Here is a 26,529-nt window from a genome sequence, read left to right as displayed (position 1 = left end):
TGGGTGGAAAATTGGGGGTAACCTAGGCGATAACGATGACCAATAGTCAGATGAAACGTTTTACCGGAAGGTTATCGATGCCCGTTTTTGAGCTTTAGAAACGAGCAAAGAGATACATAAAAATATTTTTGCCGTTGCACATCGGTATCGCATGATGCATATACTGGCTGCACCTGGTCGTGATCCAGCATCACGCCTTGCAAAAAATAATTCCAAGAAATGCCGGCGCCACGATGTGCCGTGCGTGTAGCCAGAGGAACCCGACATGCCGCGATATCTCGATGTGCAGGCGCCCGAACGTGGCGTTCAGCTCATCACCTTGCAACGGCCTGAGGCCCTGAATGCCCTGTGCACCCAGCTACTGGCAGAGCTGGCTGCGGCCTTGCAGCTTGCCGAGGGCGACGAGCAGATACGCGCCGTAGTGATTACCGGCAGCCCCAAGGCATTTGCCGCAGGGGCCGACATCCGTGAGATGGCCGAGCGCAATCTGGTCGGCATTCTCAACGACCCTCGTGTAGCCCATTGGCAAACGATCGCCGCATTCGCCAAGCCGCTGATTGCCGCCGTGAACGGCTATGCACTGGGTGGCGGTTGCGAGCTGGTGATGTGTGCCGACATCGTCATTGCCGGTACCGACGCCCGTTTCGGTCAGCCGGAAATCAACCTCGGCATCATCCCCGGCGCCGGCGGCACTCAGCGGCTGTTGCGCGCTGTCGGCAAGCCGTTGGCCATGCAGATGGTGTTGACAGGTGAAGCGATCACCGCCCGCCACGCCCAGCAGGCCGGCCTGGTCAGCGAAACCACTCAACCGGAATTCACCGTGGAGCGCGCCCTGCAGGTTGCCCGCAGCATTGCCGCCAAGGCGCCCCTGGCTGTGCGCCTGGGCAAGGAGGCGTTACTGAAAGCCGGCGACACCGACCTGGCCAGCGGCCTGCGTTTCGAACGGCATGCGTTCACCCTGCTTGCCGGTACCGCCGACCGCGATGAAGGCATCCGGGCATTCCAGGAAAAGCGCCAGGCCCGCTTCCAGGGCCGCTGACCATTTTTCCCTCGACTGACGGAGTGAGTCTGTCATGACTTACCAGCACATCCTGTTTTCCATCGAGGACGGCGTCGCCCTCCTCTCGCTTAACCGCCCCGAGCAACTGAACAGCTTCAACACCGCCATGCACCTGGAAGTGCGCGAGGCACTTAAGCAAGTACGCCAGAGCAGTGATGCGCGAGTACTGCTGCTGACAGGCGAAGGCCGTGGCTTCTGCGCCGGCCAGGACCTGTCCGACCGCAACGTTGCCCCAGGTGCCGAAATGCCAGACCTGGGCGAGTCCATCGACAAGTTTTACAACCCGCTGGTGCGCACATTGCGCGACCTGCCGCTGCCGGTGATCTGTGCGGTCAACGGCGTGGCCGCTGGCGCCGGTGCCAACATACCGCTGGCCTGCGACCTGGTACTGGCTGCCCGCTCTGCAAGCTTCATTCAGGCGTTCTGCAAGATCGGCCTGGTGCCAGACTCTGGTGGTACCTGGCTGCTGCCGCGCCTGGTCGGCATGGCACGGGCCAAGGCCCTGGCCATGCTGGGCGAACGCCTTGGCGCCGAGCAGGCCCTGCAGTGGGGGCTGATCCATCGCGTAGTGGACGATGCCGCACTGCGTGATGAGGCCCTCACCCTCGCCCGCCAGCTTGCCACCCAGCCCACTTACGGTCTGGCCCTGATCAAGCGCGGCCTCAATGCCAGCTTCGACAATGGCTTCGATGAACAGCTGGAGCTGGAACGCGATCTGCAGCGCCTAGCCGGGCGCAGCGAAGACTACCGCGAAGGTGTGAGCGCCTTCATGAACAAGCGCACGCCAGATTTCAAGGGGTGCTGAACATGAGTGCACTCGCAAGCGATGTGCAGGTGGCGGTGATCGGTGCGGGTGCCATGGGGGCCGGCATCGCCCAGGTCGCGGCCCAGGCCGGTCACCCGGTGAAACTGTACGATAACCGCCCAGGCGCTGCTGCCCAGGCGGTGGCCGGCATTGATCGGCAACTCACCCGGCTGGTGGAAAAAGGTAAGTTGCAGGCAGCCGAGCACGAAATGATCCGCCTGCGGCTATGCCCGGTCGACACCCTTGAAGCATTGGCTGATGCCGGCTTGGTGATCGAAGCCATCGTCGAGAACCTGCAGGTCAAGCAGACGCTATTGCGTCAGCTCGAAGCCCTGTGCGCCGACGATTGCATACTCGCCAGCAACACCTCGTCGTTGTCCATCACCAGCCTGGCCGCCGGCCTTGCACGCCCGCAACAGGTAGTTGGCATGCATTTCTTCAATCCGGCGCCGCTGATGGCCTTAGTCGAAGTGGTGTCGGGCCTGGCAACCGAACCGGCAGTGGCCTCCTGCATCTACGATACCGCCCAGGCCTGGGGTAAACAGCCAGTGCACACGCGCTCGACACCGGGTTTTATCGTCAACCGTGTGGCGCGGCCTTTCTATGCCGAAAGCCTGCGCCTGTTGCAGGAAGGTGCAGCCGACTGCGCCAGCCTCGATGCACTGTTGCGCGATGCGGGTGGTTTCCGCATGGGGGCGTTCGAGCTCACCGACCTGATAGGGCACGACGTCAACTACGCCGTCACCTGCTCGGTGTTCGATGCGTTCTATGGAGATTTCCGCTTCCAGCCTTCGCTGGTGCAAAAAGAGCTCGTGGATGCCGGACGCCTTGGCCGCAAGACTGGCGAAGGCTTTTATAGCTACGTCGAAGGCGCCGAACGGCCAGCACCTGCTGAACTGTGCAGCCTCACCAGCGCCGAAGCCTGCGTCATCGAGGGACACTTGGGTGTCATGCAGCCACTGGTCGAGCGCCTGAGCCTCAACGGCATCGCCGTCACCCGGCGTGCAGGTAGCGGTGTGATCCGGGTCGGCGATGCCACCCTGGCACTGTCCGATGGCCGGCTCGCCAGCCAGCGCGCCCGTGAAGATGGCCTGCGCAACCTGGTGCTGCTCGACCTCGCACTGGACTACAGCACTGCCACGCGAATAGCCATCAGCTGGTCGGCGGACATCACCGAAAGCGCACGCGACCACGCCGTGGCCCTGCTGCAGCGCGCCGGGCTCAAGGTCACGGCGGTCGCCGACCTGCCTGGCCTGGTGGTGCTGCGCACCGTGGCAATGCTTGCGAACGAAGCCGCCGATGCCGTGCTGCAAGGTGTCGGCAGCGCCGCCGACATCGACCTCGCCATGCGCGCCGGCGTCAATTACCCCTGCGGCCCGCTGGCTTGGGCCGGGAATATAGGTATTGCCCACACCCTGCGCGTGCTCGACAACCTGCAGCGAAGCTACGGCGAGAGCCGTTACCGCCCTTCCCTGTTGTTACGCCGCTGCGAAGCCAAAGGAGGCACCCTGCATGACTGAAGTGGAACTGGCACACGCCTGTGCCGACGCCATGTACGCCCGCGACCAAGCCACCCAGAGCCTGGGCATCACCCTGCTGGATGCCGGCCCAGGCAGCGCCAGCCTGCGCATGCCGGTACGTGCCGACATGATCCAGGGTCATGGCACCTGCCATGGCGGTTTCCTGTTCGCGCTGGCCGACTCGGCATTTGCCTTCGCCTGTAACAGCTACGATGAGGCCACCGTGGCGCTGGGCTGCAGCATCGACTACCTGGCCCCGGCGTTGCGCGATGACGTGCTCACCGCCAACGCCAGCGAGGTCAGCCGCAAGGGCCGTACTGGCCTGTACGACGTGCGCATCGATAACCAGCGCGGTGAGCTGGTGGCGATGTTCCATGGCAAATCCTACAAAGTGCGCGGCACCGTGCTCGCGCAGGAGACGCAAGATGAATGAAAACAGTCTGCCCGATGCCTTGATCATCGACGCCGTGCGCACCCCTATTGGCCGCTACGCCGGCGCCTTGAGCGGCGTGCGGGCCGATGACCTCGCCGCAATCCCGCTCAAGGCGTTGATCCAGCGTCACCCCGAACTGGACTGGAAAGCCGTCGATGACGTCATGCTCGGGTGCGCCAACCAGGCCGGTGAAGACAACCGCAACGTGGCGCACATGGCCAGCCTGCTGGCCGGGCTGCCACTTGAAGTGCCTGGGACCACCATCAACCGCCTGTGCGGTTCCGGCCTGGATGCCATCGGCAATGCAGCCCGCGCCCTGCGCTGTGGTGAAGCCGGGCTGATGCTGGCGGGTGGCGTGGAATCAATGTCCCGTGCGCCATTTGTGATGGGCAAGTCAGAGCAGGCATTCGGTCGTGCCGCCGAGCTGTTCGACACCACCATCGGCTGGCGTTTCGTCAACCCGCTCATGAACGCTGCCTACGGTACCGATTCGATGCCGGAAACGGCCGAGAATGTGGCGGAACAGTTCGGTATTTCGCGCACCGACCAGGATGCTTTCGCCCTGCGTAGCCAGCACAAGGCAGCGCAGGCTCAGGCCCGCGGCCGCCTGGCCCGGGAAATCGTGCCGGTCGAAATCCCGCAGCGCAAAGGCCCGCCCAAAGTGATCGAGCACGACGAGCACCCTCGTGGCGATACCACGCTCGAGCAACTGGCCCGGCTCGGGACGCCTTTCCGTGAAGGCGGCAGCGTAACAGCGGGCAACGCCTCCGGGGTCAATGACGGCGCCTGCGCCCTGCTGCTGGCCAGTAGCGCGGCTGCCCGCCAACACGGCCTCAAGGCGCGCGGCCGTATCGTCGGCATGGCCGTGGCCGGGGTCGAGCCCCGGCTGATGGGCATCGGTCCGGTACCGGCAACCCGCAAGGTGCTGGAATTGACGGGTTTGTCGCTGTCCGACCTCGACGTCATCGAGCTTAACGAGGCCTTTGCGGCCCAGGGCCTGGCGGTGTTGCGCGAACTGGGCCTGGCCGATGACGACCCGAGGGTGAACCGCAACGGCGGTGCCATTGCCCTGGGTCACCCGCTGGGCATGAGCGGTGCACGCCTGGTGACCACTGCCTTGCATGAGCTGGAAGAAACCGCCGGCCGCTACGCCCTGTGCACCATGTGCATCGGCGTTGGCCAGGGCATTGCGATGGTCATCGAGCGCCTCTGAGCGGATCAGACCATCTGCCTGTTACCCAACCGAACGCAGCCGTATATGCTGCGCTCATGACACTCACCGCGCGGCCTGCAACCGGTGCCGCGCGGCGTACAAGAACAATTCGAGTGAAGCCATGAACATGTACCATGATGCCGATCGTGCCCTGCTGGACCCGATGGAAACCGCCAGCGTCGATGCCCTGCGTCAGCACCAGCTGGAGCGGCTGCGCTGGAGCCTGAAGCACGCCTACGACAATGTGCCGTTGTACCGCAAGCGCTTTGCCCAGTGCGGCGCCCACCCCGACGACCTCAAAAGCCTTGAAGACCTGGCGAAGTTCCCCTTCACCGGCAAGAACGACCTGCGTGACAACTACCCCTACGGGATGTTCGCCGTGCCTCAGGAAGAGGTGGTGCGCCTGCACGCCTCAAGCGGCACTACAGGCAAGCCGACGGTGGTTGGCTATACGCAGAATGACATCGACACCTGGGCCAATGTCGTCGCCCGCTCGATCCGCGCGGCCGGAGGGCGTAAAGGTGACAAGGTGCATGTTTCCTACGGCTATGGCCTTTTCACGGGTGGCCTTGGCGCGCATTACGGCGCCGAGCGCCTGGGTTGCACGGTAATCCCGATGTCTGGCGGCCAGACCGAGAAGCAGGTGCAGCTGATTCGCGACTTCCAGCCTGACATCATCATGGTCACCCCCTCCTACATGCTCAACCTGGCTGACGAGATTGAGCGCCAGGGTATCGACCCGCACGACCTCAAGCTGCGGCTGGGCATTTTCGGTGCTGAACCCTGGACCGACGAGCTGCGCCGCTCCATCGAAGGGCGGCTGGGCATCAATGCCCTCGACATCTATGGTCTGTCGGAAATCATGGGCCCTGGGGTGGCGATGGAGTGCATCGAAACCAAGGACGGCCCGACCATCTGGGAGGACCACTTCTACCCCGAGATCATCGACCCGGTCACCGGCGCAGTGCTGCCAGACGGCCAGCTCGGCGAGCTGGTGTTCACCTCGCTGAGCAAAGAGGCGTTGCCGATGGTGCGCTACCGCACCCGCGACCTCACCCGGCTGCTACCGGGCACCGCTCGCCCTATGCGGCGGATCGGCAAGATTACCGGTCGCAGCGACGACATGCTGATCATTCGCGGGGTCAACGTGTTCCCGACCCAAATCGAGGAGCAGGTACTTAAAATAAAACAACTCTCAGAGCTTTATGAGATCCATCTGTATCGTAATGGAAACCTGGACAGTGTCGAGGTGCACGTGGAGTTGCGCGGAGAGTGCCAGCACCTCGATGACGGCCAGCGCAAGCAGGTGATCGGTGAGCTGAGCAAGCAGATCAAGACCTACATTGGCATCAGCACCCAGGTGCACCTGCAGCCTTGCGGCACGCTCAAGCGCTCAGAGGGCAAGGCCTGCCACGTGTTTGATAAACGGTTGGCCAGCTGATTCATTCGGCTGCCTTTTCGGCCCCGGCTCAGTCCGGGGCTTTTTTTTGCGTGTTGCACGCCCTCACAGGGGCTGCAAGATCCCTTCGGGGACGGTTTTGCCCGCGAAGAGGCCTGAAAGCGATACAGAAATCTTATTTGATACACACAAAACAGTTTGACGTTATGTTTTGTATCGCTTACAAATGACTCATGCCTTAGCAGGAGTCGCAGCACATGTACGCACAGCTAGTGGAAACCGGAGCCAAGCGCGTCAAGTCGCTGGAAGAGATGTCGCCCGAAGAGCGCAACTTCCAGGAAAAGATCGACGCTGAAATCAAGATCGAAGCCAAGAACTGGATGCCTGAGGCCTACCGCCAGACCTTGATCCGGCAGATCTCCCAGCACGCCCATTCGGAAATCGTCGGCATGTTGCCCGAAGGCAACTGGGTCACCCGCGCCCCCAGCCTCAAGCGCAAGCTGCAACTGATGGCCAAGATCCAGGACGAAGCCGGCCACGGCCTCTACCTGTACAGCGCCATGGAAACCCTGGGCGCCGACCGCGATGAAGAAATCGCCAAGCTGCACAGCGGCAAGGCCAAGTATTCGAGCATCTTCAACTACCCCACGCTCAGCTGGGCCGACATGGGCGCAGTGGGCTGGCTGGTGGATGGCGCCGCCATCGTCAACCAGGTGGTCTTGCAGCGCACCTCCTACGGCCCCTACTCCCGCGCGATGATCCGTATCTGCAAGGAAGAAAGCTTCCACCAGCGCCAGGGCTACGAAATTCTCCTGACAATGATGCGCCACGGTACCCAGGCCCAGCGCGACATGGTGCAGGACGCCATCAACCGCTTGTGGTGGCCCTCGCTGATGATGTTTGGCCCCAGCGACGAATATTCCCCGAACAGCGCCCAGTCCATGGCCTGGAAGATCAAGCGCCAGACCAACGATGAGCTGCGCCAGCGCTTCATCGACCAGACCGTGCCGCAGCTCGAACTGCTCGGCTGCACCGCCCCCGACCCGGAGCTGAAGTGGAACGCCGAACGGGGTCACTACGACTTTGGCGAAATCCAGTGGGACGAGTTCTACGAAGTGATCAAGGGCAATGGCCCGTGCAACCAGGAACGTGTCGCCACCCGGCGCAAGGCCATCGAGGACGGTGCCTGGGTACGCGAGGCTGCCGTGGCCTACGCGCGCAAGCAACAGAACAAGAACGCCGCCTGAGCGGCGATTGATGCGGAGATCGAAAATGTCTGTCTGGACCCTCTACGAAGTGTTCGTGCGCAGCAAGCACGGCCTTAACCACAAGCACGTCGGCAGTGTGCATGCCGCCGATGCCGCCATGGCCATCGAGAACGCCCGCGAGCTTTACACCCGCCGCAGCGAAGGCGTCAGCCTGTGGGTGGTGCCCTCGGCGCTGATCACCGCATCGTCCCCCGACGAGAAAGACCCGCTGTTCGCCCCTTCGGACGACAAGGTCTACCGCCATGCCAGCTTTTACGAACTGCCCGACGAAGTCGGACACATGTGAGGTTGGCCATGCACAACGAAGCCCTTATCCCCTACCTGCTGCTGCTTGGCGACAGTGCCCTGGTACAAGGCCAGCGCCTTTGCGAGTGGTGTGGCCACGCCCCGGCCATCGAAGAAGAACTGGCCCTGATGAACGTCGGCCTCGACCTGGTCGGCCAGGCGCGCAATTGGCTGGAGTACGCCGCTGAGCTGCTGGATGACGGCCGCGACGCCGATGCCCTGGCCTTCCGCCGTGACGAGCGAGCCTACCGCAACCTGCTGCTGGTCGAGCAGCCTAACGGCGATTACGCCGTGACCATGACCAAACAGTTTCTCTACGACGCCTGGCACTTCGCCCTGCTGCAGGGGTTGGCTGGCTCCAGCGATGAACGTATCGCCGGTATCGCCGCCAAGGCCTTGAAGGAGGTTACCTACCACCTGCGCCGCTCCAGTGAGTGGGTACAGCGTTTGGGTGGCGGCACGGAAGAAAGCCGCCAGCGCATGCTCGCCGCCATTGCGGCACTGTGGCGTTTCACGGTCGAGCTGACGGCTGGCAGTGACAATGAAGTGCAGCTGGCCAAAGCGGGTATCGCTGCCGACCCCGTTGCCGTGGGTGCTGCCTGGCTCAAGCAGGTGAGCGAAACCTTCAGCTCGGTCGACCTGCCGCTGCCAAAGGCTGCCAGCCACTTCTACCTAGACGGTCGCAAAGGCTTGCACACCGAGCACCTGGGCCTGCTGCTGGCCGAAATGCAGTTCCTGCCAAGGGCCTACCCCGATGCAACCTGGTGAGCTGATTGCCGGCGACCGGGGTGCACGGGCGCTGCAAGGTGACGACCTGGCCCGGGCATGGGCGGTGCTTGGCCAGGTCATGGACCCGGAAGTACCCGTGGTCAGCGTGGTCGACCTGGGGATCGTTCGCGACCTCGACTGGCGCGCCGGCCACCTGCACCTGGTGGTTACCCCGACCTACTCCGGTTGCCCGGCCACCGAGGTGATCGAAGGTGATATCCGCCAGGCGCTGGAACAGGCCGGTTTTGCCGCGCCAGACCTTGAGCGCCGGCTGACACCGGCATGGAGTACTGACTGGATCAGCGAACTGGGCCGCGAGCGCCTGCGGGCTTACGGCATCGCGCCCCCCCAAGGCAGCGCCAGCAAGCGCAGCCTGCTGGGCGAGGTGCCCCAAGTGTGCTGCCCACAATGCGGCAGCGCCCATACCGAATTGCTCAGCCAGTTCGGCTCCACCGCGTGCAAGGCGCTGTACCGCTGCCGCGAGTGCCTGGAGCCGTTCGACTATTTCAAATGCATTTGAGCCGTGGAGAATGCCATGAGCCAGTTTCACAGCCTGACCATCAAGCAAGTGCGCAACGAGACCCGTGACGCGGTGTCGATTGCCTTCGACGTGCCCGAGCACCTGCAGGCGCAGTTCCGTTTCACCCAGGGCCAATACCTGGTCATGCGTACCCGGCTGGACAACGAAGAAGTCCGCCGTTCCTACTCCATCTGCAGCGCTGTCCAGGACGGTGAGCTGCGCGTGGCCGTAAAACGCGTGCCAGGCGGGCGTTTCTCGGCGTTTGCCAATGATGTACTCAAAGCCGGCCAGCAACTGGACGTGATGCCGCCGTCGGGCAGCTTCTTCGTGCCGCTGGACCCTGCCCGCCACGGCAATTACCTGGGCGTGGCCGCCGGCAGCGGCATAACCCCGATCCTGTCGATCATTGGCACCACCCTGGACCGTGAGCCGCACAGCCGCTTCACCTTGCTGTACGGCAACCGCTCCAGCTCTGGCGCGCTGTTCCGCGACAAGCTCGAAGACCTGAAAAACCGGTACCTCGACCGCCTGAACCTGATTTTCGTGTTCAGCCGCGAGCAGCAGGATGTCGACCTGTACAACGGTCGCATCGACGCTGACAAGTGCGGCCAGCTGTTTTCGCGCTGGCTGGACGTTCCTGGCTTGGACGCGGCCTTCATCTGTGGCCCCCAAGCGATGACCGAGACCGTACGCGACAGCTTGCAGGCCAACGGCCTGGGCAAGGAGCGCATCCATTTCGAGCTGTTCACCGCTGCCGGGAACGAAGCACGACGTGAAGCCCGCGAAGCGGCGCGCCAGGTGGACGCGGCGCTCAGCCACATCACCGTGATCAGCGACGGCCGCGCGCTCACCTTCGACTTGCCACGCAACACCCAGAACGTGCTGGACGCCGGCAATGCCATCGGCGCCGAGCTGCCCTACTCCTGCAAGGCCGGTGTGTGCTCTACCTGCAAGTGCCGGGTGATCGAAGGCGAAGTGGAAATGGACAGCAACCACGCACTGGAAGACTACGAAGTGGCGGCCGGGTATGTGCTGTCGTGCCAGACCTACCCGGTGAGCGACAAAGTGGTCCTCGATTTCGACCAGCTTTGAGACCAAGTCGCTTGCTTCGCGGGCAAGCCCGCGAAGAGGCCATCAGCGACACCGCAACACCCGCGTGACCTCAACAAAACAATTACAACACCCAGAGATCGCAACCCATGACACCCGAACGCATAGAAAGCATCGCCAACCACCCCGACTTCCAGCACCTGGTACGGCGCAAACGCCGCCTCAACGGCAGCCTGACCTTGGCCATGCTGGTAATTTACTACGGCTTCGTCCTGCTGGTGGCGTTCTCGCCCACCACCCTCGGCCAGTCCCTCAGCGGCGGCGTAACCACCGTGGGCATGCTGGTGGGTGTGCTGATGGTGCTGCTGTCCTTCGCCCTGACCGGCATCTACGTGCACCGCGCCAACAATGTGCTCGACCCGCTCAACGATAAGGTCAAGCAGGAGTGCGCACAATGAACTGGACTGCCATCTCGATGTTCATGGTGTTCGTCTGCTTCACCCTGCTGGTCACCCGCTGGGCGGCCCTGCGCACCCGTTCGGCCAGCGACTTCTATACCGCTGGCGGGGGGCTGACCGGCATGCAGAACGGCCTGGCGATCGCTGGCGACATGATCAGTGCCGCTTCCTTCCTGGGCATCTCGGCCATGATGTTCATGAACGGCTACGACGGCCTGCTGTATGCCCTTGGCGTGCTGGCCGGCTGGCCAATCATCCTGTTCCTGATCGCCGAGCGCCTGCGCAACCTGGGCAAGTACACGTTCGCCGACGTGGTCAGCTACCGCCTGGCACAAACGCCGGTACGCCTCACATCGGCGTTCGGCACCTTGGTCGTCGCATTGATGTATCTGGTCGCGCAGATGGTCGGCGCTGGCAAGCTGATCGAGCTGCTGTTCGGCATCAGCTACCTGTACGCGGTCATGCTGGTTGGCGTGTTGATGGTGGCCTACGTCACCTTCGGCGGCATGCTCGCCACCACCTGGGTGCAGATCATCAAGGCCGTCATGCTGCTGTCGGGCACCAGCTTCATGGCCTTCATGGTGCTCAGGCATTTTGGCTTCAGCACCGAAGCCATGTTCGCCAGCGCCGTGGCCGTGCATGCCAAGGGGCAGGCGATCATGGCCCCGGGTGGCTTGCTGTCCAACCCGATTGATGCCATTTCCCTTGGCCTGGGCATGATGTTCGGCACCGCTGGCCTGCCGCATATCCTGATGCGCTTCTTCACCGTGAGCGACGCCAAGGAAGCACGCAAGAGCGTGTTCTATGCCACCGGCTTTATCGGCTACTTCTACCTGCTGCTGATCGTCATTGGCTTTGGCGCCATCGTCATGGTCGGTACCGAGCCGTCCTACCGCGATGCCACCGGCGCCATCATCGGCGGCGGCAACATGGTCGCCGTGCACCTGGCCCAGGCCGTGGGCGGCAACCTGTTCCTTGGTTTCATCTCTGCCGTGGCCTTCGCCACCATCCTGGCCGTGGTTGCCGGCCTGGCGCTGTCTGGCGCATCGGCCGTGTCCCACGATCTGTACGCCTGCGTGTTCCGTCAAGGCAAGGCCACCGAGCAGGAAGAAATGCGTGTGTCGCGTATCGCCACCCTGCTGATCGGCCTGCTGGCGGTGATCCTCGGCCTGATGTTCGAGTCGCAGAACATCGCCTTCCTCTCCGGCCTGGTACTGGCAGTGGCGGCCTCGGTCAATTTCCCGGTGCTGCTGCTCTCGATGTTCTGGAAGGGGCTGACCACCCGTGGCGCGGTATGCGGCAGCATGGCTGGCCTGGTTTCGGCCGTGCTGCTGGTGGTGCTTGGCCCGGCGGTGTGGGTCAACGTGCTGCACAATGAAGCAGCAGTGTTCCCTTACAGCAACCCGGCGTTGTTCTCCATGAGCCTGGCGTTCCTTAGCGCCTGGGTGTTCTCGGTCACCGACAGCTCCGAGCGTGCCACTGAAGAGCGTGGCCGCTACCTGGCCCAGTTCATCCGCTCCATGACCGGTATCGGCGCCGCCGGCGCTAGCAAGCACTGACTTCAAGGACGAACAACCATGTCGGGTAAAACAACAACAATGAACCGCACGCACTTCATGTCAGCTGCCTGGCTGGCCACCCTCGCATTACCATTGCCAGCGATGGCAGACTTTATCAGCGACAGCCACGCACGGCTGGAGCTGCGTAACCACTACATCAACCGCGACTTCCGCCAAAGCAATGCCCCGCAGGCCAAGGCCGAGGAATGGGGCCAGGGCTTGACCGCGAAGCTGGAGTCGGGCTTCACCGAAGGCCCGGTCGGTTTTGGTGTTGATGCCATGGGCCAGCTGGGTATCAAACTCGACTCCAGTCGCGATCGCCGCAACACCGGCCTGCTGCCCTTTGGCCCGAACAGCCATGAACCGGTCGACGACTACAGCGAACTGGGCCTGACCGGCAAAGTACGCGTGTCCAAAAGCACACTGCGCCTGGGCACGCTGCAACCCATCTTGCCGGTGGTGGTCTACAACGACACCCGCCTGTTGGCGTCCACCTTCCAGGGTGGCCTGTTGACCAGCCAGGACCTTGATGGCCTCACCTTCAACGCCGGCCGCCTGACCAAGGCCAACCTGCGCGATTCCTCGGGCCGGGACGACATCGGCTATGGCGCTGCCACCAGCGATCACCTGGACTTCGGCGGTGGCAGCTATGCCATCACCCCGCAAACCAGCGTCAGCTACTACTACGCCAAACTCGAAGACATCTACCGCCAGCAATTCGTGGGCCTGATCGATACCCGCCCATTGAGCGAAGGTGTGAGCCTGCGCAGCGACCTGCGGTACTTCGACAGCCGCAACGACGGCGCCGAGCGTGCCGGCAACATCGACAACCGCAACTTCAACGCCATGTTCACCCTCGGTGTGCGGGCGCACAAGTTCACCACCACCTGGCAGCAGATGTCCGGCAACAGCGCTTTCCCGTTCGTCAACGGCGGCGACCCGTTCACGGTCAACCTGGTCACCTACAACACCTTCACCCGTGCCGGGCTGGACTCATGGCAAGTGCGCTATGACTACGACTTTGTGGCGATGGGTATCCCCGGCCTGAGTTTCATGACCCGCTACACCGACGGCCGCCACGCCGAAACCGCCACCGTCAGCAATGGCCGCGAGCGCGAACGCGACACCGACATCACCTACGTCATCCAGAGCGGCCCGTTCAAGGACGTGAGCCTGCGCTGGCGCAATGTCACTTTCCGTTCCGGCAACGGCCTGACCAATGCCGTGGACGAAAACCGCCTGATCATCGGCTACACCCTGGCGCTGTGGTAACAGCGCGCCCCTACATTTGAACAGCATGGAGAACAGCATGTCTGCCGCCCCTACCCTGCAAAGCTTCATTGCCGGCCGTTGGCTGGGCCAGCATGGCGCTCAGGCCCTGCGCAGTGCCCTCGACGGCCACGTGCTTGCCTACAGCCATGAAGAGCGCCCGGACTTCGCCGAAGCCGTGGACTATGCCCGAGCCCGTGGCCTTTCCAGCTTGATGTCCATGGACTTCCAGCAACGCGCCCAGCGCCTCAAAGCCCTGGCCTTGTACCTGGCCGAACGCAAAGAACAGCTTTACGCCCTGTCCCACCACAGCGGCGCTACCCGTGCCGACAGCTGGATCGACATCGAGGGCGGTAACGCCACGTTGTTCTCGTACGCGGGCATTGGCAGCCGTGAGTTGCCGTCGGGCAACCTGGTGCACGAAGGCCCTGCCATTGCGCTGGGCAAACAAGGCCACTTCGCCGGCAGCCACATCCTGGTGCCGCGTGCAGGCGTTGCGGTGCACATCAACGCGTTCAACTTCCCCATCTGGGGCATGCTGGAAAAATTCGCGCCGACCTTCCTGGCCGGCATGCCTTGTATCGTCAAGCCTGCGACCTCCACCAGCTACCTGACCGAAGCCGTCGTACGCCTGATGAACGCCTCCGGCCTGCTGCCGGAAGGTAGCCTGCAACTGGTGATCGGCAGCACAGGCGACTTGCTCGACCGCCTGCAAGGTCAGGATGTGGTGACCTTCACCGGCTCTGCCGATACCGCTGCCAAATTGCGCGTCACGCCGAACCTGATACGTAACTCGGTACCTTTCACCGCAGAGGCGGACTCGCTGAACTGTGCCATCCTCGGGCCGGACGTCAGCCCGGACAGCGAAGAGTTCGATCTGTATATCAAAGAGGTGGTACGTGAAATGACCACCAAGGCCGGGCAGAAATGCACGGCCATCCGCCGGGCCATTGTGCCGGCCAGGCACATCGACGCCGTTGCAACACGCTTGCGCGAGCGCCTGAGCAAAGTCGTGGTTGGCGACCCCTCGCTGGAAGGTGTGCGCATGGGTGCCCTGGCCTCCCACGACCAGCAGCACGACGTGGCCGAGCGGGTACGCAGCCTGCTGCAAAGCTGTGACCAGCTGTTCGGCGCCAGCGATGGCTTTGCCCCGCGCGGCGAAGGTGTGGCCGAGGGCGCGTTCTTCGCACCGACCCTGCTGCAAGCCCGCGACCCGCACGCCGAAGGCGGCGCGCACGACATCGAAGCGTTTGGCCCGGTCAGCACGCTGATGGCCTACGATGACCTTGACGAAGCCTTGGCGCTGGCCGCACGGGGCAAAGGCAGCCTGGTGGCAACCCTGGTCACCGCCGACCGTAGCGTGGCTGCCAAGGCCATTCCGGTGGCGGCTGCCTGGCATGGTCGCCTGCTGGTGCTCGACAGCGAGGCCGCAAAGGAGTCCACCGGCCACGGTTCGCCACTGCCGCAACTCAAGCACGGCGGCCCTGGCCGGGCCGGTGGTGGTGAAGAGCTGGGTGGCCTGCGTGCGGTCAAGCACTACCTGCAGCGTGCCGCTGTCCAGGGCTCGCCGAGCATGCTCACGGCAATCACCGGCGAATACGTACGCGGTGGCGAAGTGATCGAAACCGAAGTCCACCCGTTCCGCCGCTACTTCCAGCAGCTGCGCATCGGCGAGTCGCTGCTGACCCACCGCCGCACGGTGACCGAAGCCGACCTGGTCAACTTCGGCTGCCTCTCGGGTGACCACTTCTACATGCATTTCGACGAAATCGCGGCCAAGGAATCGCAGTTTGGCAAGCGCATTGCCCATGGCTACTTCGTGCTGTCGGCGGCAGCCGGCCTGTTCGTGTCGCCAGGTGCCGGGCCGGTGTTGGCCAACTATGGCCTGGACACCCTGCGCTTCATCAACCCAGTGGGCATCGGCGACACCATCCAGGCGCGCTTGACCTGCAAGCGCAAGATCGACCAGGGCAAGACCAGCCCGCTGGGCCAGCCGCAGGGTGTGGTGGCGTGGGATGTTGAAGTCACGAACCAGCTGGGTGAGCTGGTGGCCAGTTATGACATCCTGACCCTGGTGTTGAAGCAGCCGGAGTGATGGCTTGACCTCCCCGGCCACTTCACCGGTTCAACCGCGAAGTGGCCGGCAGCTTCAGGTATGGCCTCAACGCATTGCCGCCGGGTCGACCACCGACGGGTTCGGCTTGCTCCCCGAAATCCGCCACGTCACGGCGGTAATGCCGTAGCGCTCGGCCATGGGTCGGCTGATCTTTCTGATCTTCTCGCGGCCGAACTTGGGAATGATGCCAATGCCCGCATCGCAACTTGCCCAATGCCAGGCCTCGGCATTGTCCAACCGCTCCAGACGAATGATGAAACTGCGCGGCTGGCCATGCAGTTGGTAATCGATGATGTACAGTTGTGGGCTAGGCATCGCAGGGGGCCTCCTCTTCTCCATGGATGACAACCTGATTGATTCGGGCAGGGCCAGATAATTCAAAAAATTGTCGAACAATTAGAACCCGTTACCCTACGGTGGGGATATTCAGTCACTGGCTGCGGCTACGCCCATGACTGTTCTGCCCCCCTTTGCGGCCCGCTTCCGATGCCCGCTGGCGGTCATTGGCAAAATTGCCGCCAGAAGCCTGCCCTCCCTTTTGTCCGGCGCGGGAGGCGCGCTCCCTGTCGTTGGCGAAGTTGCCTGGGTTGGTTTCCTTGGTGCCACCACGTTGGCCGGTTTGCGCTTGATCCAGTGCCATGTCATTACTCCTTGCGAGGAATTGGCGGTTGCATGGCCTGTACCATGCCCTACTTCCGAGCCGCCAATTGCAAGGTCTGCTCAATCGTTTTGCCCGCAGGTGACGAGCGGCACGAAACTCCCACGGGCAAAATTTTTGCGCGGCAAAGCTGCCGGCTTTTGACCGTCAAGCATGAACACTCCACTGGACCGCATCCACATCGATCGGCATTTCATCAATGGCATGGATCATCCCGTTCTCCAGCGCCTCCCGTGGCCCCAAGATGCGCGGATAGGCCATCAGATACCGCGGCACATCCAGTACCTCAGCGGCGCCTTCGGTTCGTTCGGCGACGATCTGCGCATACAAGCGCAAATCGTAATCCAGGCTCATGGCATATTCTGCCATCCGTGAATGGTCCACCGAGCCATGCAAGGTCCAATGAAACGGGTGGAACAGGAACTTGCTGTAACTGCATGCCGTACGCCGCTCCCCGGCCAAGAACAGAATATTACCCATGGACTCCACCGTGCCCAGGTTGTGCGTCTGCACCTGGACCGGTAACGCCCGCAGGAAGTTGTACAGGGTAAACCCGTAGCTGCACTCGCCTCCCATGGTGGCGATGTTCAATTGCAGTACATCGGCCCCCTGCTGCAACGCCCGTGAACAGGTATTGACCAGGTTGCCGCAGGTTGACGAGTTGATAGGCCCGGTGAAATGGATGATATGTCGTGCCATGTTTGCCTCCAGGGTTGGCAGGTCATTCCTTGGGCTTGGCGTGTATGCGGTGGAAACGTCAACCGCCGCAAAGTTCAACCCGACCTCACCCTGTTGGTGCAACGCCCTGCAGCGGCCGTCTGGCCTGGCGTTGCGACGCAGGTCACACGCGGCTGAACAACACCCGCTTGAACGCCTCAGCCGCCAGATGCACCTGCACCGCCCAGTCATCTGCAGCTTCACTGCCGGCATCGTCGGAAATGTACTTAAGGCATACAAACGGAATGCGTTCGTCGCGTGCGATCAACGCCAGCACATAGGCTTCCATGTCGACCACGTCATAAGGCGCATCGCCATGGTTGATCTCGAAGTTGTCACCGCTACCACAGGTTTCCAGCGTCAGGCCCGGGATTGCGGTGCCGTGCTCCAGAACCACCGGGATGTCCGACAGCGGTGTTTCATAACGGGCAAAGCCCAGTGGGGTCACGTCCATATCGCGTTGCACGAAGCGGTTACAGCACACCACTTCGCCCTTGCCATGGCGCTGGCTGCCCGCCGAGCCCAGGTTCACGATCAGCTTTGGGCGGTGCGCGGCAATGGCTTTGGTCAGGGCGATGGCAGCATTCACTTTGCCAATACCGGTGAATACGGTACGCACCTCGCTGAATACATTGCCAGCCTCGGCCTCGAGGGCGAAGACGAATAGCGTGTCATCCAGTGAAATGTCAGGGAATTGCTTGATCAGCATCATGGAGCAGATGATTCCGGGTGGCTGCAAAGGGCGCCGCCATTGTCGGCCAACCCTGGCTAATTGCAAACCCCCGGTTCATTGCAGTGCCAGGTCGCCCCGGCACTGCCATCAGGTCACTTACGAGCGGCCGCCCTTACGGCCCGACTCGCTATCGTGGGGCATGTTGCCGCCCGAAGACTGGCCGCCCTTGCGCCCGGCTTCGGAAGCCTTTTCACGGTCGTTGGCGAAGTTGCCCGGGTTCTTGCTACCACCCTGGCTGCCTTGTTGATTGCCAGTACGGCTGTTTTCTTTGTTGGCCATGGTCTTGAAACCTCGTATGACTTGGATGTGCACGGCACGTTGCCGTACACAGGTTGTGAGTACGGCCCCCTCGGGGGATTCGGTTTATTGCGAAGGGTTCGGACCGGTGGCGTTAAATAAGCGACAACGCCATATTTGGGGCGCCTGTCAGTCGTGCGGCGGGCTATCCAGGCGTGCTTGTCGGCGGCCAAGCCAGCCGCCGGTCACTGCCCAGCCTAGGGCAATCAATGCGCCGGTCAGCATCGCCAGTTGCGGGTGCTCGCCCATCACGTCCAGTGCCCGCTTGACCCATCCGCTCAAGGCATCGCCACCCCGGTAGACCACCGTATCGATGAAGTTCTTGGCCTTGTACTTGTCCTCGGCCGGCAGCACCGTGAACAGCATTTCCCGCCCAGGCCGCACCAGTGCGTATTCGCCAGCTCGGCGCACCACCATGACCACCACGAATACTGCGAACACCGGTGCCAGCGCCAGCCACACAAAGCCCACAGCCATCACCAGCGGCACCGCTACCAGCAATACCCCCACGCCCAACCGACGCGCCAGGCGGCCCGTGAGGAATACCTGGGTAAGGATGGCCAATGCCTGCACGACGGTGTCGATCACGCCGAATACCTGAGTTTGCCGGGTGCGATCGGCAAATGTTTCGCTGACGATGCGTGCCTGCTCGAAATACAAGAAGGTGCTGACGCTGGCCAGCAACACGACGAACAGTGCGATACCCAGCAGATACGGCGAGCACAGTACCGCGGTGGCACCGGCAAACGGGTTACCGCCCAAAGGTCGCGATCCCGAGCGTTGGGGTTGTTCCGGAAGACGTTGGCGTGCTCGCCAGCGTTGCAGGAACAGGGCCGCGCCACTGCTGCCCAGCAACAATACCGCCGCCAGCACCAGCAGCCCGGCATGGCCTAGCGGCGCCACCAGCAACGTGCTCAGCAGGGGGCCACTCAGCCCGCCCAGGCTGGCCCCAGCGGCCAACAGGCCGAACAAACGCTTGCCCTGGGCGGTGGAAAACAGATCAGCAAGTACGCTCCAGGCCAGGGAGATGGTCAGCAGGTTGAATACCGACAGCCAGATGTAGAAGCCCCGAGCCGCCGACAAGTCGTCAGGGGCGACTGCGAACAGGACGGCGAACAGCAGCAGGTTGCTGGCAAAGAAGCCATAGGTCCACGGCAGGATGAGCCTGCGTTGCACCCTGGACGCCAGCCAGCCGAACAATGGCAGGCACGCCAGGGTGGCGATGAAGGTGCCGGTGAACAGCCACTGCAGGTTGTCCACCCCACCGGCAATACCCATGGTTTCGCGCACAGGGCGCAGCATGAAGTAGCCGGTGAACAGCAGGTAGAACAGCAGCAAGCCGGCGATGACCGCCGGCCCTTCGCCGGGCTTGATGTTCAGGCCTTGATCGAGCCGCCGCCGCCACGCTTGCATGGAGTCAGGCAAACTGCTTGATCAGCGCCTGTTGCTGCGCCTGGCTAAGCAGGGGTTCATGCCCGGCCTTGAGTTGGTCGAGCTGGCGTTCGGGCCGGCCGGTGGCAGGGATGACCGTGGTCACCGCAGGATGGCTGATGGCAAATTTCAGAAACAGCTGCGCCCAGCTACCGATGCCTGCTTCTGCGGCCCAGCCGGGCAACGCCCGGTCCTTGACCCTGGCAAACAGGCGGCCATCGTCGAAAGCGCGGTTGATCAGCACCGCAATACCTTTGTCCTGGCAAAGCGGCAGCAGTTCGCGGGCTGCGTCGGGGGCGTTGACCGAGTAGTTGATCTGGATGAAGTCCAGCGGCTCGCTTCGCACGATGCGGGCGACTTCATCCTGGCCACTGTTCAGGTAATGGGTGATGCCGACGTAACGGGTCTTGCCCTGCTGCTTCAGCTCACGGGCATAGGGCAGCTGGGTCTGCCACTCACGCAGATTGTGAATTTGCAGCAAGTCGACTTTGTCGGTACGCAGGCTCTTCAGGCTGCCGGCCCACTGTGCTCCGGCCTCGGACCTGCTGTTGGCCGCGATTTTGGTGGCTATGAAGCACTGCCGGTGCCAGCCACCCTCCTCGAGCAACTGGCCAAGTACGCTGTCGGCCCCCCCATAATTGGGCGACGTATCGATCACCCGGCCACCGCCTTCGAAAAAGGCCTTGAGCACGATTTTGAGCTGCTCGTACTGAGCCGAGCCAGCGTGCACTTCGAAGCTGCCCGAGGTACCGGCACCGATCACCGGCAACGCTTCACCGGAGGACGGCACTTTACGGGTCAGCAAGCCGGCCGGGCTGGCAGCATGCAGCCAAGGGGCCGCCGCCAGCAAGCTCAAGGCGGCACTGGCGCGTAGGACATCACGACGTGCGTACATGGAAAGCTCCCGTCATGAATCGGAAACTTTCAAGGCTAGTCGCTCTGCTCCGCGCCAGCGGGTGTTTCTGTATCTGGATGTTTAGTGATTAGGCCTGCAGCAGCTGGCTCAGGTCGACACCCGCGTCACCCATCGGCGGGCACCAGTAATAGCCACCGGTCAGTGGCCGGCTGAAGCGGTACAGGCCGTCGATGATGCCGTCCTCCAGGCCGCTCATGCGCCGCAGTTGTACCTCGAATGCATCGAAGCTGTGGCCCAGGGCGACAAAGGCCAGGCCGGCACCGCGCTGGTCGGCCCAGGCGACCGAGCGACGCACCATGAACGCCTCGGGCTCGAAGCTTTCCTGGGCGGTGCGCTTGACGTGTGCGGACTCGGGCGCATCGTCGAGCTCTTCGTTGTCGCTCAGGCGGCGGCCGATAATGTTGTCCTGGTCGGCCTGGGGCAGCGACTTGAAGTAGTCAAGGTCGTGCTTCCACAGCTGGAACGCGGCAAAGCTGGAACCATCGCTGGTAATGGCCGCCTGCACCGCATCTTCGTCCACCGGGTTTTCGGTGCCGTCTTCGTAGCCTGTCAGGTCATGGCCGCCACGGTGCAGGAAGCCATCAACGCTGTCCGCCAGGCGCAGGGCCGGTGCCAGCACCTGCTCCAGGGCGTTGGCGCGCAGCAGCAGGTCGCCGCGCTCGTTCCCGCGCAACCACAGCCACAGGGCGTGCTGAGTGCTCGGGTTTTCAACGGCGGCGTCCAGCAGCGGGAAGGCGCGCAGGCCCGGCACTTCGCGGCCCAGGGCCTTGGCCAGCGGGGCGCCGACACCGAGCAGCAGCTGTTCGCCATCGACCTGCGGCAGCAAGGCATCGAGCGCAGCTGGCAACGCTTCGGGCGACTGCAGGGTGAAGAACAGGTGACGGGCATGGGCCGGCACAGGGTTGGCAAGCAGACCTTGCTGGAACGGCATGACAGGCTAATCCTTGGTAAAAACAGAAATGCTACTGCGCCTGCAGGCCTACTGCAACGCGGCATGCAGCCCGGCCAGCCGCTGCGCTTGGTAACAAATGGTTACCAATAGCGGGCCCTTTGCGATTAGCTATCAATCCGCGCCTGCCTACACTCCTCGAGATCCTTCGCCCAAGAGATTGCCCATGACAGCCTCGCCCTTGCTCACCGCCGTTCTGCCGCTCGCCTTGGGCATCATCATGCTCGGCCTTGGGTTGTCGTTGACCCTGGCGGACTTCGCTCGCGTCGTGAAGTACCCCAAACCGGTGATGGTGGGCCTGGCCTGCCAGATCCTGCTGCTGCCGCTGGTGTGTTTCCTGATCGCCAACGGTTTTGGCCTGGAGTCGGCCCTGGCGGTAGGGCTGATGCTGTTGGCGGCCTCGCCAGGCGGCACCACGGCCAACCTGTTCAGCCACCTTGCCCATGGCGATGTGGCGCTGAACATCACCCTCACGGCGGTCAATTCGCTGATCGCAATCCTGACCATGCCATTGCTCGTGAACCTGTCGTTGAGCTGGTTCATGGCTTCGGATCAAGCCATTCCGCTGCAGTTTGCCAAAGTGATGCAGGTGTTTGCCATTGTGCTGCTGCCGGTGGCACTGGGCATGCTGATTCGCCATTTCGCCCCGGTTTTCGCCGCGCGTATGGAAAAACCGATGAAGCTGGTGGCCGCGCTGTTCCTCGCCTTCACCATCGTCCTGGCCCTGGCCAAGGACTGGCAGACCGTGGTCGAGTATGCGCCGGTGGTGGGCCTGGCGGCGCTGCTGTTCAACCTGTTGAGCCTGGTAGTGGGTTACTGGGTGCCGCGCCTGTTGAATATTCCCAAACGCCAGGCCATTGCCATTGGCATGGAAATCGGCATCCATAACGGGACCTTGGCCATTGCCTTGGCGTTGAGCCCTTCGCTGCTGAACAACGCGACCATGGCGGTACCGGCGGCGCTGTATAGCCTGATCATGTTCTTTACGGCAGCGGGGTTTGGCTGGTGGGTAAGCCGTGGGCATGTGGCGGCTCAACCCGAAGGCGAAACGGTGAATTGAGGCCCGTTCAGGTAGTTACCGCTGGTTGCGTTTGCTGCGCAGCTGCTGCTTCAACACCTTCAATGGGGGCGCATAGAAGAAACCGAACGAGACACTTCCCGTGCGCCCCTTCACAGCATGGTGCAACCGATGCGCCCGGTGCAAGCGTTTGAGGTAGCGGTTGACCGGCCGAGGCTTGCGCGGCCAGTGCCGGTGATAAAAACCGTCATGGGCCACCACGTACAGCACCCCGTACCCTGCCACCCCACCGCCCACCCACTGCAACGGTGCATAACCGCTTTTGCCCAGCGCTACCAGTCCCGTGGCGATCAGGCCCAGGGCCACGAGGTACAGGTCATTGGTTTCAAGCATGCCCAGCTGAGGCTCATGGTGTGAACGGTGCAGCCACCAGCCCCAGCCATGCATGATGTACTTGTGAGCCAGCGTGCCAACGCCCTCCATGGCCACCAGGGTGCCGAACAGTACGGCGAGATTGAACAGCATGGAACGGTCCGGGTGATGGCAAAGAGAGGCGCAAGGTTAACGGCTGCCCAAGTTTTTTTCCATGCGGGCGTGACCGGCTGCAGGCCATTCAAGGATGAAGCCCTTGTCATGTTTTCGCCCTTGACCTGCTCTGCCCCGGGGCGTATGGTCCGCGACGCAATTTTGCCTTCCTCAACAGGAGACCTGCCTTGGACAGTAGCCCCAGTCGCTTGCGACAGGCCCGCGTGGCGCACTAGCCCGGCAGTGTCCTGCACTGTCTGGCCGCCCTGGCAAGACGGTGGTTTCCTGTAACCCCCGCTTTTCCTCCCTTCCTCGTGGTCCTGCGCATTGTTCTGGTTTTTCAACCGCGCCAACTGATGGCGTTCATGCGGGTGTATGCCTGCGCAAGAGGTTTGCTATGGATTGGAAGGTATTTCTGCTGCGCGTCAGCATTGCCTTGCTGTTGGGGGCGTTGATCGGTGCCGAACGGCAATTGCGCCAACGCCTGACCGGGCTGCGCACCAATGCGCTGGTCAGCACCGGTGCTTGCCTGTTCGTGCTGATGACCCAGGCGGTGCCAGGCATGGCTCCTACCGATGCATCGCGCGTCGCCGCCTATGTGGTGTCGGGCATCGGCTTTCTCGGGGGTGGAGTGATCATGCGTGACGGCTTCAACGTACGAGGCCTGAACACTGCAGCCACCTTGTGGTGCACGGCGGCAGTGGGTGTGCTGTGCAGCCTTGGGCTGCTGTTGGAGGCGGCATTGGGTAGCCTGGTGGTGCTATGTGCCAATATCCTGCTGCGTGATATCGCCCAGCGGCTGGACCGTCAGGACGTGGTGCCGGCCAGCGAGGTGGAGCAGCACTTCGAAGTGCGAATCGTCTGCCGTGCCGAGGACGAAATCCAGGTGCGCAGCCTGATGCTGCACAGCCTGGGCGATCCGCAACTGCGGCTGCAGTCACTGCAAAGCCAGGACCTGGACAGCCCGCCGCGCCTGGAAGTACGCGCCGAGCTGTTGGGCACCGCGCAGGCACCCGCGCAACTGGAGCGGCTGGTCAGCCGGGTGAGCCTGGAGAAAGGTGTAAGCTCGGTGCGCTGGCAATTACAGCCGCAGGCACTGGCGGCGGATTACTGAAACAGGAGTGATTCATGCGTATCCGCCCTACCCTCAAGCGCGATATTCAACACCTGCCGGACGTAGAGCGTTCGGCAGCCCAGGCGTTTGCCGGCTGGCCAACGCTGGCCTGGCTGGCGCAAGGTGATGTGATGGATTGCGTTGCGCACAGGGCTTTCGTCGACGCGGGCGGTAGCTGGGTGGCCGAGGACGATAATGGGTGGCTTGCCGGTTTTGCTTGTGCCCGGCGTGAAGGGCAGGCTCTGCACCTTTATGAAATATCGGTGCGCCAGGAGGTTCAAGGGCAAGGCGTGGGGCGGCGTTTGCTGCAGCAAGTGGCTGATGCCGCGCGTGACGCAGGCCTGCGCGAGCTCACGTTGACCACCTTTGCCAAGGTGCCCTGGAATGCGCCCTTCTATGCACGGTTCGGGTTCGAGGTGCTCGATGAGCGGCTGCTGAGCCCCCGGTTACGGGAAATCCTGGCCAATGAACGTGCGCACGGCCTCACTGAGCGTTGTGCAATGCGCCGTTACGTCGAACATTAGACGGCCCGTCACTCTGCATGTGCCGGCAGCTGTGCCCTGCATTGCGCCAACGCCGCATCGCGTTCTTTTAACTGCTCTTCATACCGCAGCAACTGCCGCGCCTGTTCCGCGCACACGTCGCGCCTGGTTTCCAGGTGCTGCGCTTGCATATCCAGCTGCCGGCGCATTTCTTCGCTGGCACCTTGTGCCTGGGCCAGGATCGTCCGCAAGCCCTGGATCTGCGCATCGCGTTGCTCCAGCAACTCGTCCTGCGCCCGGCACTCGCTGGCGGCCTGGCGGTGCTCACCCAGCAAACGCTCATTATCGCGGTGCAAGCGGGTCAGCTCGTCCTGCTTGACGATCATGCCCTGCTGCAGTTGGCGCACTTCCACCTGCATCTGCTGCAGTTGTGCTTCATGACGGCGCTGTTCCTGCTCGCGCTGTTCACGGCTGGCATTGCGGTAATGCTCCAGAGCATCGCGGGCATGGCAGTGTTTGTCCTCCAGTGACTTCACCTGTTCGTCCTTGTCGGCAAGGCGCACCTGCAACTCACCCAGTGACTGGTTGAGGCTGGCGCTGCGCAGCTGTTCGGCTTGCAGCGTGCTTTGCGTGGTCAACCGCTTTTCCGTCTCGTCGGCCAAGGCCGCTGCATCGATCTGATGCTGCTGCTGCGCTGCCGCCAGGGCCTGACGGACGATTTCCAGCTGGGCCTCAAGCTGCTCTCGCTGTTGGGTGAAGGTGCTTTCGGCCTGTTCGATCTTCAGGTCGGCCTCATCTTGTAGCTGCGTGGCCAATTGCCCGACCAGGCGGCTTAGCACATCGCTTAGCGCCGCGCCGCCTTCGGATGCCACGGGTTGCTGGCCGTTCAATTCCTTCAGGTAGCGGTGAATCGTGGTTTTCGAGCCGGTATTGCCCAGCTCGATACGTATGGCATCGATGCTGGGGTTCTCGCCGCGGGCAATCAACGCCTGACGTGCCTGCTGAACCACCACCTTGTTGATACCGCCCCGGGCCATGCGTGCTCCTACGATTTTGTACTGTGTTATGTAGCATGTAATTACGTACTGATTATGGCCATAACAACGCTCACCTGCAAATGTTTCCTAAGGAAGAATAATCACGGCTTATCGAATGTGATAGATGAAACAGCCGCCAATCAGCTGTACGCAGGCACCTGTCATTTCTGCCAGTTGTGCGAACCCATACCACTTGCTCAAATCCAGTTTCGTGCAAGTCAACTGGGCAGGAGGTAGTAAATGAAGCACACCATTGAAAACGAGCAAGACCCTGATGGGGCGGCGGATCACCAATCGCTCAGCAATCCGCCGTTTTTTGGTTTGTTCAGCAAGGAAACGCTCAACCTTCACTGGGACCGCTATCACAGCAGTCACACCGGCAAGGTCAGTGACAAGGTCAGTTATGAGGAAGCCACCGAAAACGGCTACTGGAAATTTGGGGCCATCGACCTCGGCAGTGCCTCGATGCGTTTTCAGGAGCGTGATCTGCTCGTCAACGTGCCTGTGCTCTATGATTTAGGTTTTAAAACCCGCAGGCAGCCTGGTTCTTCCAGTCAGCGCGTGTGGGACGCTCACCAACGTTACCCTTCGACGGATGCGCAACTGACCGTCAAACTGCCGTTTTTTGATAATCCTGCTCAATTCCATATTGCCGATGACGGCAAACTCATGCTGCGGCTGTCCAAGGGCACCTGTATTGAAACCGTGGGCAGTGGCTACGACAGCGCGCTGCTTCTAAAAGAGCTGACAAAGCGAAATGGGGTTCGCCTGCCTGATACTTCCCCCCCAAGAGGAACGCTGCGCGGCGAGCTGGCCGGTCAGTTCTCAGACGCAGGTAGCGCCGTGATGTACACCGCAGCCGAATCGTCGATGGCCGACGGTGCCAAAGCACACCCCAATGCCAGCGAGCCAGTGCCTTTCGCCATCTA

The 26,529-nt window shown here is 62.4% G+C and carries 27 protein-coding genes and 2 pseudogenes; 19 read left to right on the top strand and 10 right to left on the bottom strand.

Going from position 1 to position 26,529, the window contains the following annotated elements:
* The first annotated feature begins 265 nt into the window (after window positions 1-265).
* From paaF to paaZ, 15 genes and pseudogenes are all read left to right on the top strand, one after another.
* Window positions 266-1,039, top strand: a complete 774-nt coding sequence (paaF, locus tag ACF8R4_RS18655) for a 2,3-dehydroadipyl-CoA hydratase PaaF (RefSeq protein WP_392493141.1) — start codon at window positions 266-268, stop codon at window positions 1,037-1,039.
* 34 nt (window positions 1,040-1,073) lie between these two features.
* Complete coding sequence (gene paaG, locus ACF8R4_RS18650; RefSeq protein ID WP_060499416.1) at window positions 1,074-1,865, top strand: 2-(1,2-epoxy-1,2-dihydrophenyl)acetyl-CoA isomerase PaaG; 792 nt, start codon at window positions 1,074-1,076, stop codon at window positions 1,863-1,865.
* 2 nt (window positions 1,866-1,867) lie between these two features.
* Window positions 1,868-3,385: a 3-hydroxyacyl-CoA dehydrogenase PaaH gene (paaH, locus tag ACF8R4_RS18645; RefSeq protein ID WP_104834705.1), complete on the top strand. Its 1,518-nt coding sequence runs from the start codon at window positions 1,868-1,870 to the stop codon at window positions 3,383-3,385.
* Window positions 3,378-3,818: a hydroxyphenylacetyl-CoA thioesterase PaaI gene (paaI, locus tag ACF8R4_RS18640; RefSeq protein ID WP_060499414.1), complete on the top strand. Its 441-nt coding sequence runs from the start codon at window positions 3,378-3,380 to the stop codon at window positions 3,816-3,818. The genes paaH and paaI overlap by 8 nt, the downstream gene beginning before the upstream one ends.
* Entirely contained in the window at window positions 3,811-5,031 is a 1,221-nt protein-coding gene (gene pcaF / locus ACF8R4_RS18635; protein ID WP_392493138.1) for a 3-oxoadipyl-CoA thiolase, read from the top strand. Before paaI ends, pcaF begins: the two co-directional genes overlap by 8 nt.
* Before the next feature lie 121 nt (window positions 5,032-5,152).
* On the top strand, window positions 5,153-6,472 hold the full coding sequence (gene paaK, locus ACF8R4_RS18630) for a phenylacetate--CoA ligase PaaK (RefSeq protein ID WP_156866942.1): 1,320 nt from the start codon (window positions 5,153-5,155) through the stop codon (window positions 6,470-6,472).
* Between the two features lie 215 nt (window positions 6,473-6,687).
* Window positions 6,688-7,677 carry a 1,2-phenylacetyl-CoA epoxidase subunit PaaA gene (paaA, locus tag ACF8R4_RS18625; RefSeq protein WP_164524544.1) on the top strand — a complete coding sequence of 330 codons (990 nt, stop codon included), beginning with the start codon at window positions 6,688-6,690 and terminating at the stop codon, window positions 7,675-7,677.
* A gap of 25 nt (window positions 7,678-7,702) precedes the next feature.
* Entirely contained in the window at window positions 7,703-7,984 is a 282-nt protein-coding gene (paaB, locus tag ACF8R4_RS18620) for a 1,2-phenylacetyl-CoA epoxidase subunit PaaB (protein ID WP_004374528.1), read from the top strand.
* Between the two features lie 8 nt (window positions 7,985-7,992).
* Entirely contained in the window at window positions 7,993-8,751 is a 759-nt protein-coding gene (gene paaC, locus ACF8R4_RS18615) for a 1,2-phenylacetyl-CoA epoxidase subunit PaaC (protein ID WP_060499410.1), read from the top strand.
* Entirely contained in the window at window positions 8,738-9,271 is a 534-nt protein-coding gene (gene paaD, locus ACF8R4_RS18610; protein WP_016715219.1) for a 1,2-phenylacetyl-CoA epoxidase subunit PaaD, read from the top strand. Before paaC ends, paaD begins: the two co-directional genes overlap by 14 nt.
* A 15-nt stretch (window positions 9,272-9,286) precedes the next feature.
* Window positions 9,287-10,363, top strand: coding sequence for a 1,2-phenylacetyl-CoA epoxidase subunit PaaE (gene paaE / locus ACF8R4_RS18605; RefSeq protein WP_164524543.1), 1,077 nt, complete (start codon window positions 9,287-9,289; stop codon window positions 10,361-10,363).
* A gap of 107 nt (window positions 10,364-10,470) precedes the next feature.
* A complete protein-coding gene (locus tag ACF8R4_RS18600) occupies window positions 10,471-10,779 on the top strand; it encodes a DUF485 domain-containing protein (protein WP_104834710.1) in 309 nt (102 codons plus the stop codon).
* A pseudogene (locus tag ACF8R4_RS18595) lies at window positions 10,770-12,338 on the top strand (cation acetate symporter); the annotation flags it as partial. The gene ACF8R4_RS18600 and the pseudogene ACF8R4_RS18595, both read left to right, overlap by 10 nt.
* A 39-nt stretch (window positions 12,339-12,377) precedes the next feature.
* A complete protein-coding gene (locus ACF8R4_RS18590) occupies window positions 12,378-13,610 on the top strand; it encodes an OprD family porin (protein ID WP_060499406.1) in 1,233 nt (410 codons plus the stop codon).
* A gap of 37 nt (window positions 13,611-13,647) precedes the next feature.
* Window positions 13,648-15,702, top strand: coding sequence for a phenylacetic acid degradation bifunctional protein PaaZ (gene paaZ, locus ACF8R4_RS18585; RefSeq protein ID WP_104834712.1), 2,055 nt, complete (start codon window positions 13,648-13,650; stop codon window positions 15,700-15,702).
* Window positions 15,703-15,768: 66 nt separating this feature from the next.
* Here paaZ and ACF8R4_RS18580 read toward each other — a convergent pair whose 3' ends face one another.
* From ACF8R4_RS18580 to ACF8R4_RS18545, 8 genes and pseudogenes are all read right to left on the bottom strand, one after another.
* Entirely contained in the window at window positions 15,769-16,038 is a 270-nt protein-coding gene (locus ACF8R4_RS18580) for a DUF6555 family protein (RefSeq protein ID WP_060499404.1), read from the bottom strand.
* A gap of 115 nt (window positions 16,039-16,153) precedes the next feature.
* Window positions 16,154-16,363: a general stress protein gene (locus ACF8R4_RS18575; protein WP_060499403.1), complete on the bottom strand. Its 210-nt coding sequence runs from the start codon at window positions 16,361-16,363 to the stop codon at window positions 16,154-16,156.
* A gap of 165 nt (window positions 16,364-16,528) precedes the next feature.
* A complete protein-coding gene (locus ACF8R4_RS18570) occupies window positions 16,529-17,080 on the bottom strand; it encodes an ATP-dependent Clp protease proteolytic subunit (RefSeq protein ID WP_060499402.1) in 552 nt (183 codons plus the stop codon).
* 142 nt (window positions 17,081-17,222) lie between these two features.
* The gene (locus tag ACF8R4_RS18565; protein ID WP_060499401.1) at window positions 17,223-17,810 is read right to left on the bottom strand and encodes a nucleosidase; all 588 of its coding nucleotides are present in this window, start codon (window positions 17,808-17,810) and stop codon (window positions 17,223-17,225) included.
* A 117-nt stretch (window positions 17,811-17,927) separates the two neighbouring features.
* A pseudogene (locus tag ACF8R4_RS18560) lies at window positions 17,928-18,053 on the bottom strand (general stress protein); the annotation flags it as partial.
* A 204-nt stretch (window positions 18,054-18,257) separates the two neighbouring features.
* Entirely contained in the window at window positions 18,258-19,541 is a 1,284-nt protein-coding gene (locus ACF8R4_RS18555; protein ID WP_392493132.1) for an NTP/NDP exchange transporter, read from the bottom strand.
* A gap of 4 nt (window positions 19,542-19,545) precedes the next feature.
* Complete coding sequence (locus ACF8R4_RS18550) at window positions 19,546-20,454, bottom strand: aldo/keto reductase (protein ID WP_060499399.1); 909 nt, start codon at window positions 20,452-20,454, stop codon at window positions 19,546-19,548.
* A gap of 88 nt (window positions 20,455-20,542) precedes the next feature.
* A complete protein-coding gene (locus tag ACF8R4_RS18545; RefSeq protein ID WP_060499398.1) occupies window positions 20,543-21,406 on the bottom strand; it encodes a Dyp-type peroxidase in 864 nt (287 codons plus the stop codon).
* Window positions 21,407-21,590: 184 nt separating this feature from the next.
* On the opposite strand from ACF8R4_RS18545, the gene ACF8R4_RS18540 reads away from it, so the two are divergent.
* Window positions 21,591-22,484, top strand: coding sequence for a bile acid:sodium symporter family protein (locus ACF8R4_RS18540; protein ID WP_392493129.1), 894 nt, complete (start codon window positions 21,591-21,593; stop codon window positions 22,482-22,484).
* 15 nt (window positions 22,485-22,499) lie between these two features.
* Here the strand turns inward: ACF8R4_RS18540 and ACF8R4_RS18535 are convergent, their stop codons facing one another.
* The gene (locus tag ACF8R4_RS18535) at window positions 22,500-22,967 is read right to left on the bottom strand and encodes a sterol desaturase family protein (protein ID WP_060499396.1); all 468 of its coding nucleotides are present in this window, start codon (window positions 22,965-22,967) and stop codon (window positions 22,500-22,502) included.
* A 397-nt stretch (window positions 22,968-23,364) separates the two neighbouring features.
* On the opposite strand from ACF8R4_RS18535, the gene ACF8R4_RS18530 reads away from it, so the two are divergent.
* Window positions 23,365-24,081: an MgtC/SapB family protein gene (locus tag ACF8R4_RS18530; protein ID WP_060499395.1), complete on the top strand. Its 717-nt coding sequence runs from the start codon at window positions 23,365-23,367 to the stop codon at window positions 24,079-24,081.
* A 14-nt stretch (window positions 24,082-24,095) separates the two neighbouring features.
* Window positions 24,096-24,605 (top strand): GNAT family N-acetyltransferase, encoded by a 510-nt coding sequence (locus tag ACF8R4_RS18525; protein WP_060499394.1) that lies wholly within the window; start codon window positions 24,096-24,098, stop codon window positions 24,603-24,605.
* 8 nt (window positions 24,606-24,613) lie between these two features.
* Here ACF8R4_RS18525 and ACF8R4_RS18520 read toward each other — a convergent pair whose 3' ends face one another.
* The gene (locus tag ACF8R4_RS18520; protein ID WP_060499393.1) at window positions 24,614-25,600 is read right to left on the bottom strand and encodes a DNA-binding protein; all 987 of its coding nucleotides are present in this window, start codon (window positions 25,598-25,600) and stop codon (window positions 24,614-24,616) included.
* A gap of 240 nt (window positions 25,601-25,840) precedes the next feature.
* Here ACF8R4_RS18520 and ACF8R4_RS18515 point away from each other — a divergent pair.
* Window positions 25,841-26,529: hypothetical protein (locus tag ACF8R4_RS18515; protein WP_392493126.1), on the top strand; the 689-nt coding region annotated here is incomplete at its 3' end.

The sequence above is a fragment of the Pseudomonas sp. FYR_2 genome (assembly GCF_043106425.1).
Taxonomy (GTDB): Bacteria; Pseudomonadota; Gammaproteobacteria; order Pseudomonadales; family Pseudomonadaceae; genus Aquipseudomonas; species Aquipseudomonas monteilii.
The sequence above is the reverse complement of the archived record's forward strand: the minus strand, read 5'-3'. Positions and strand labels throughout refer to the sequence as shown.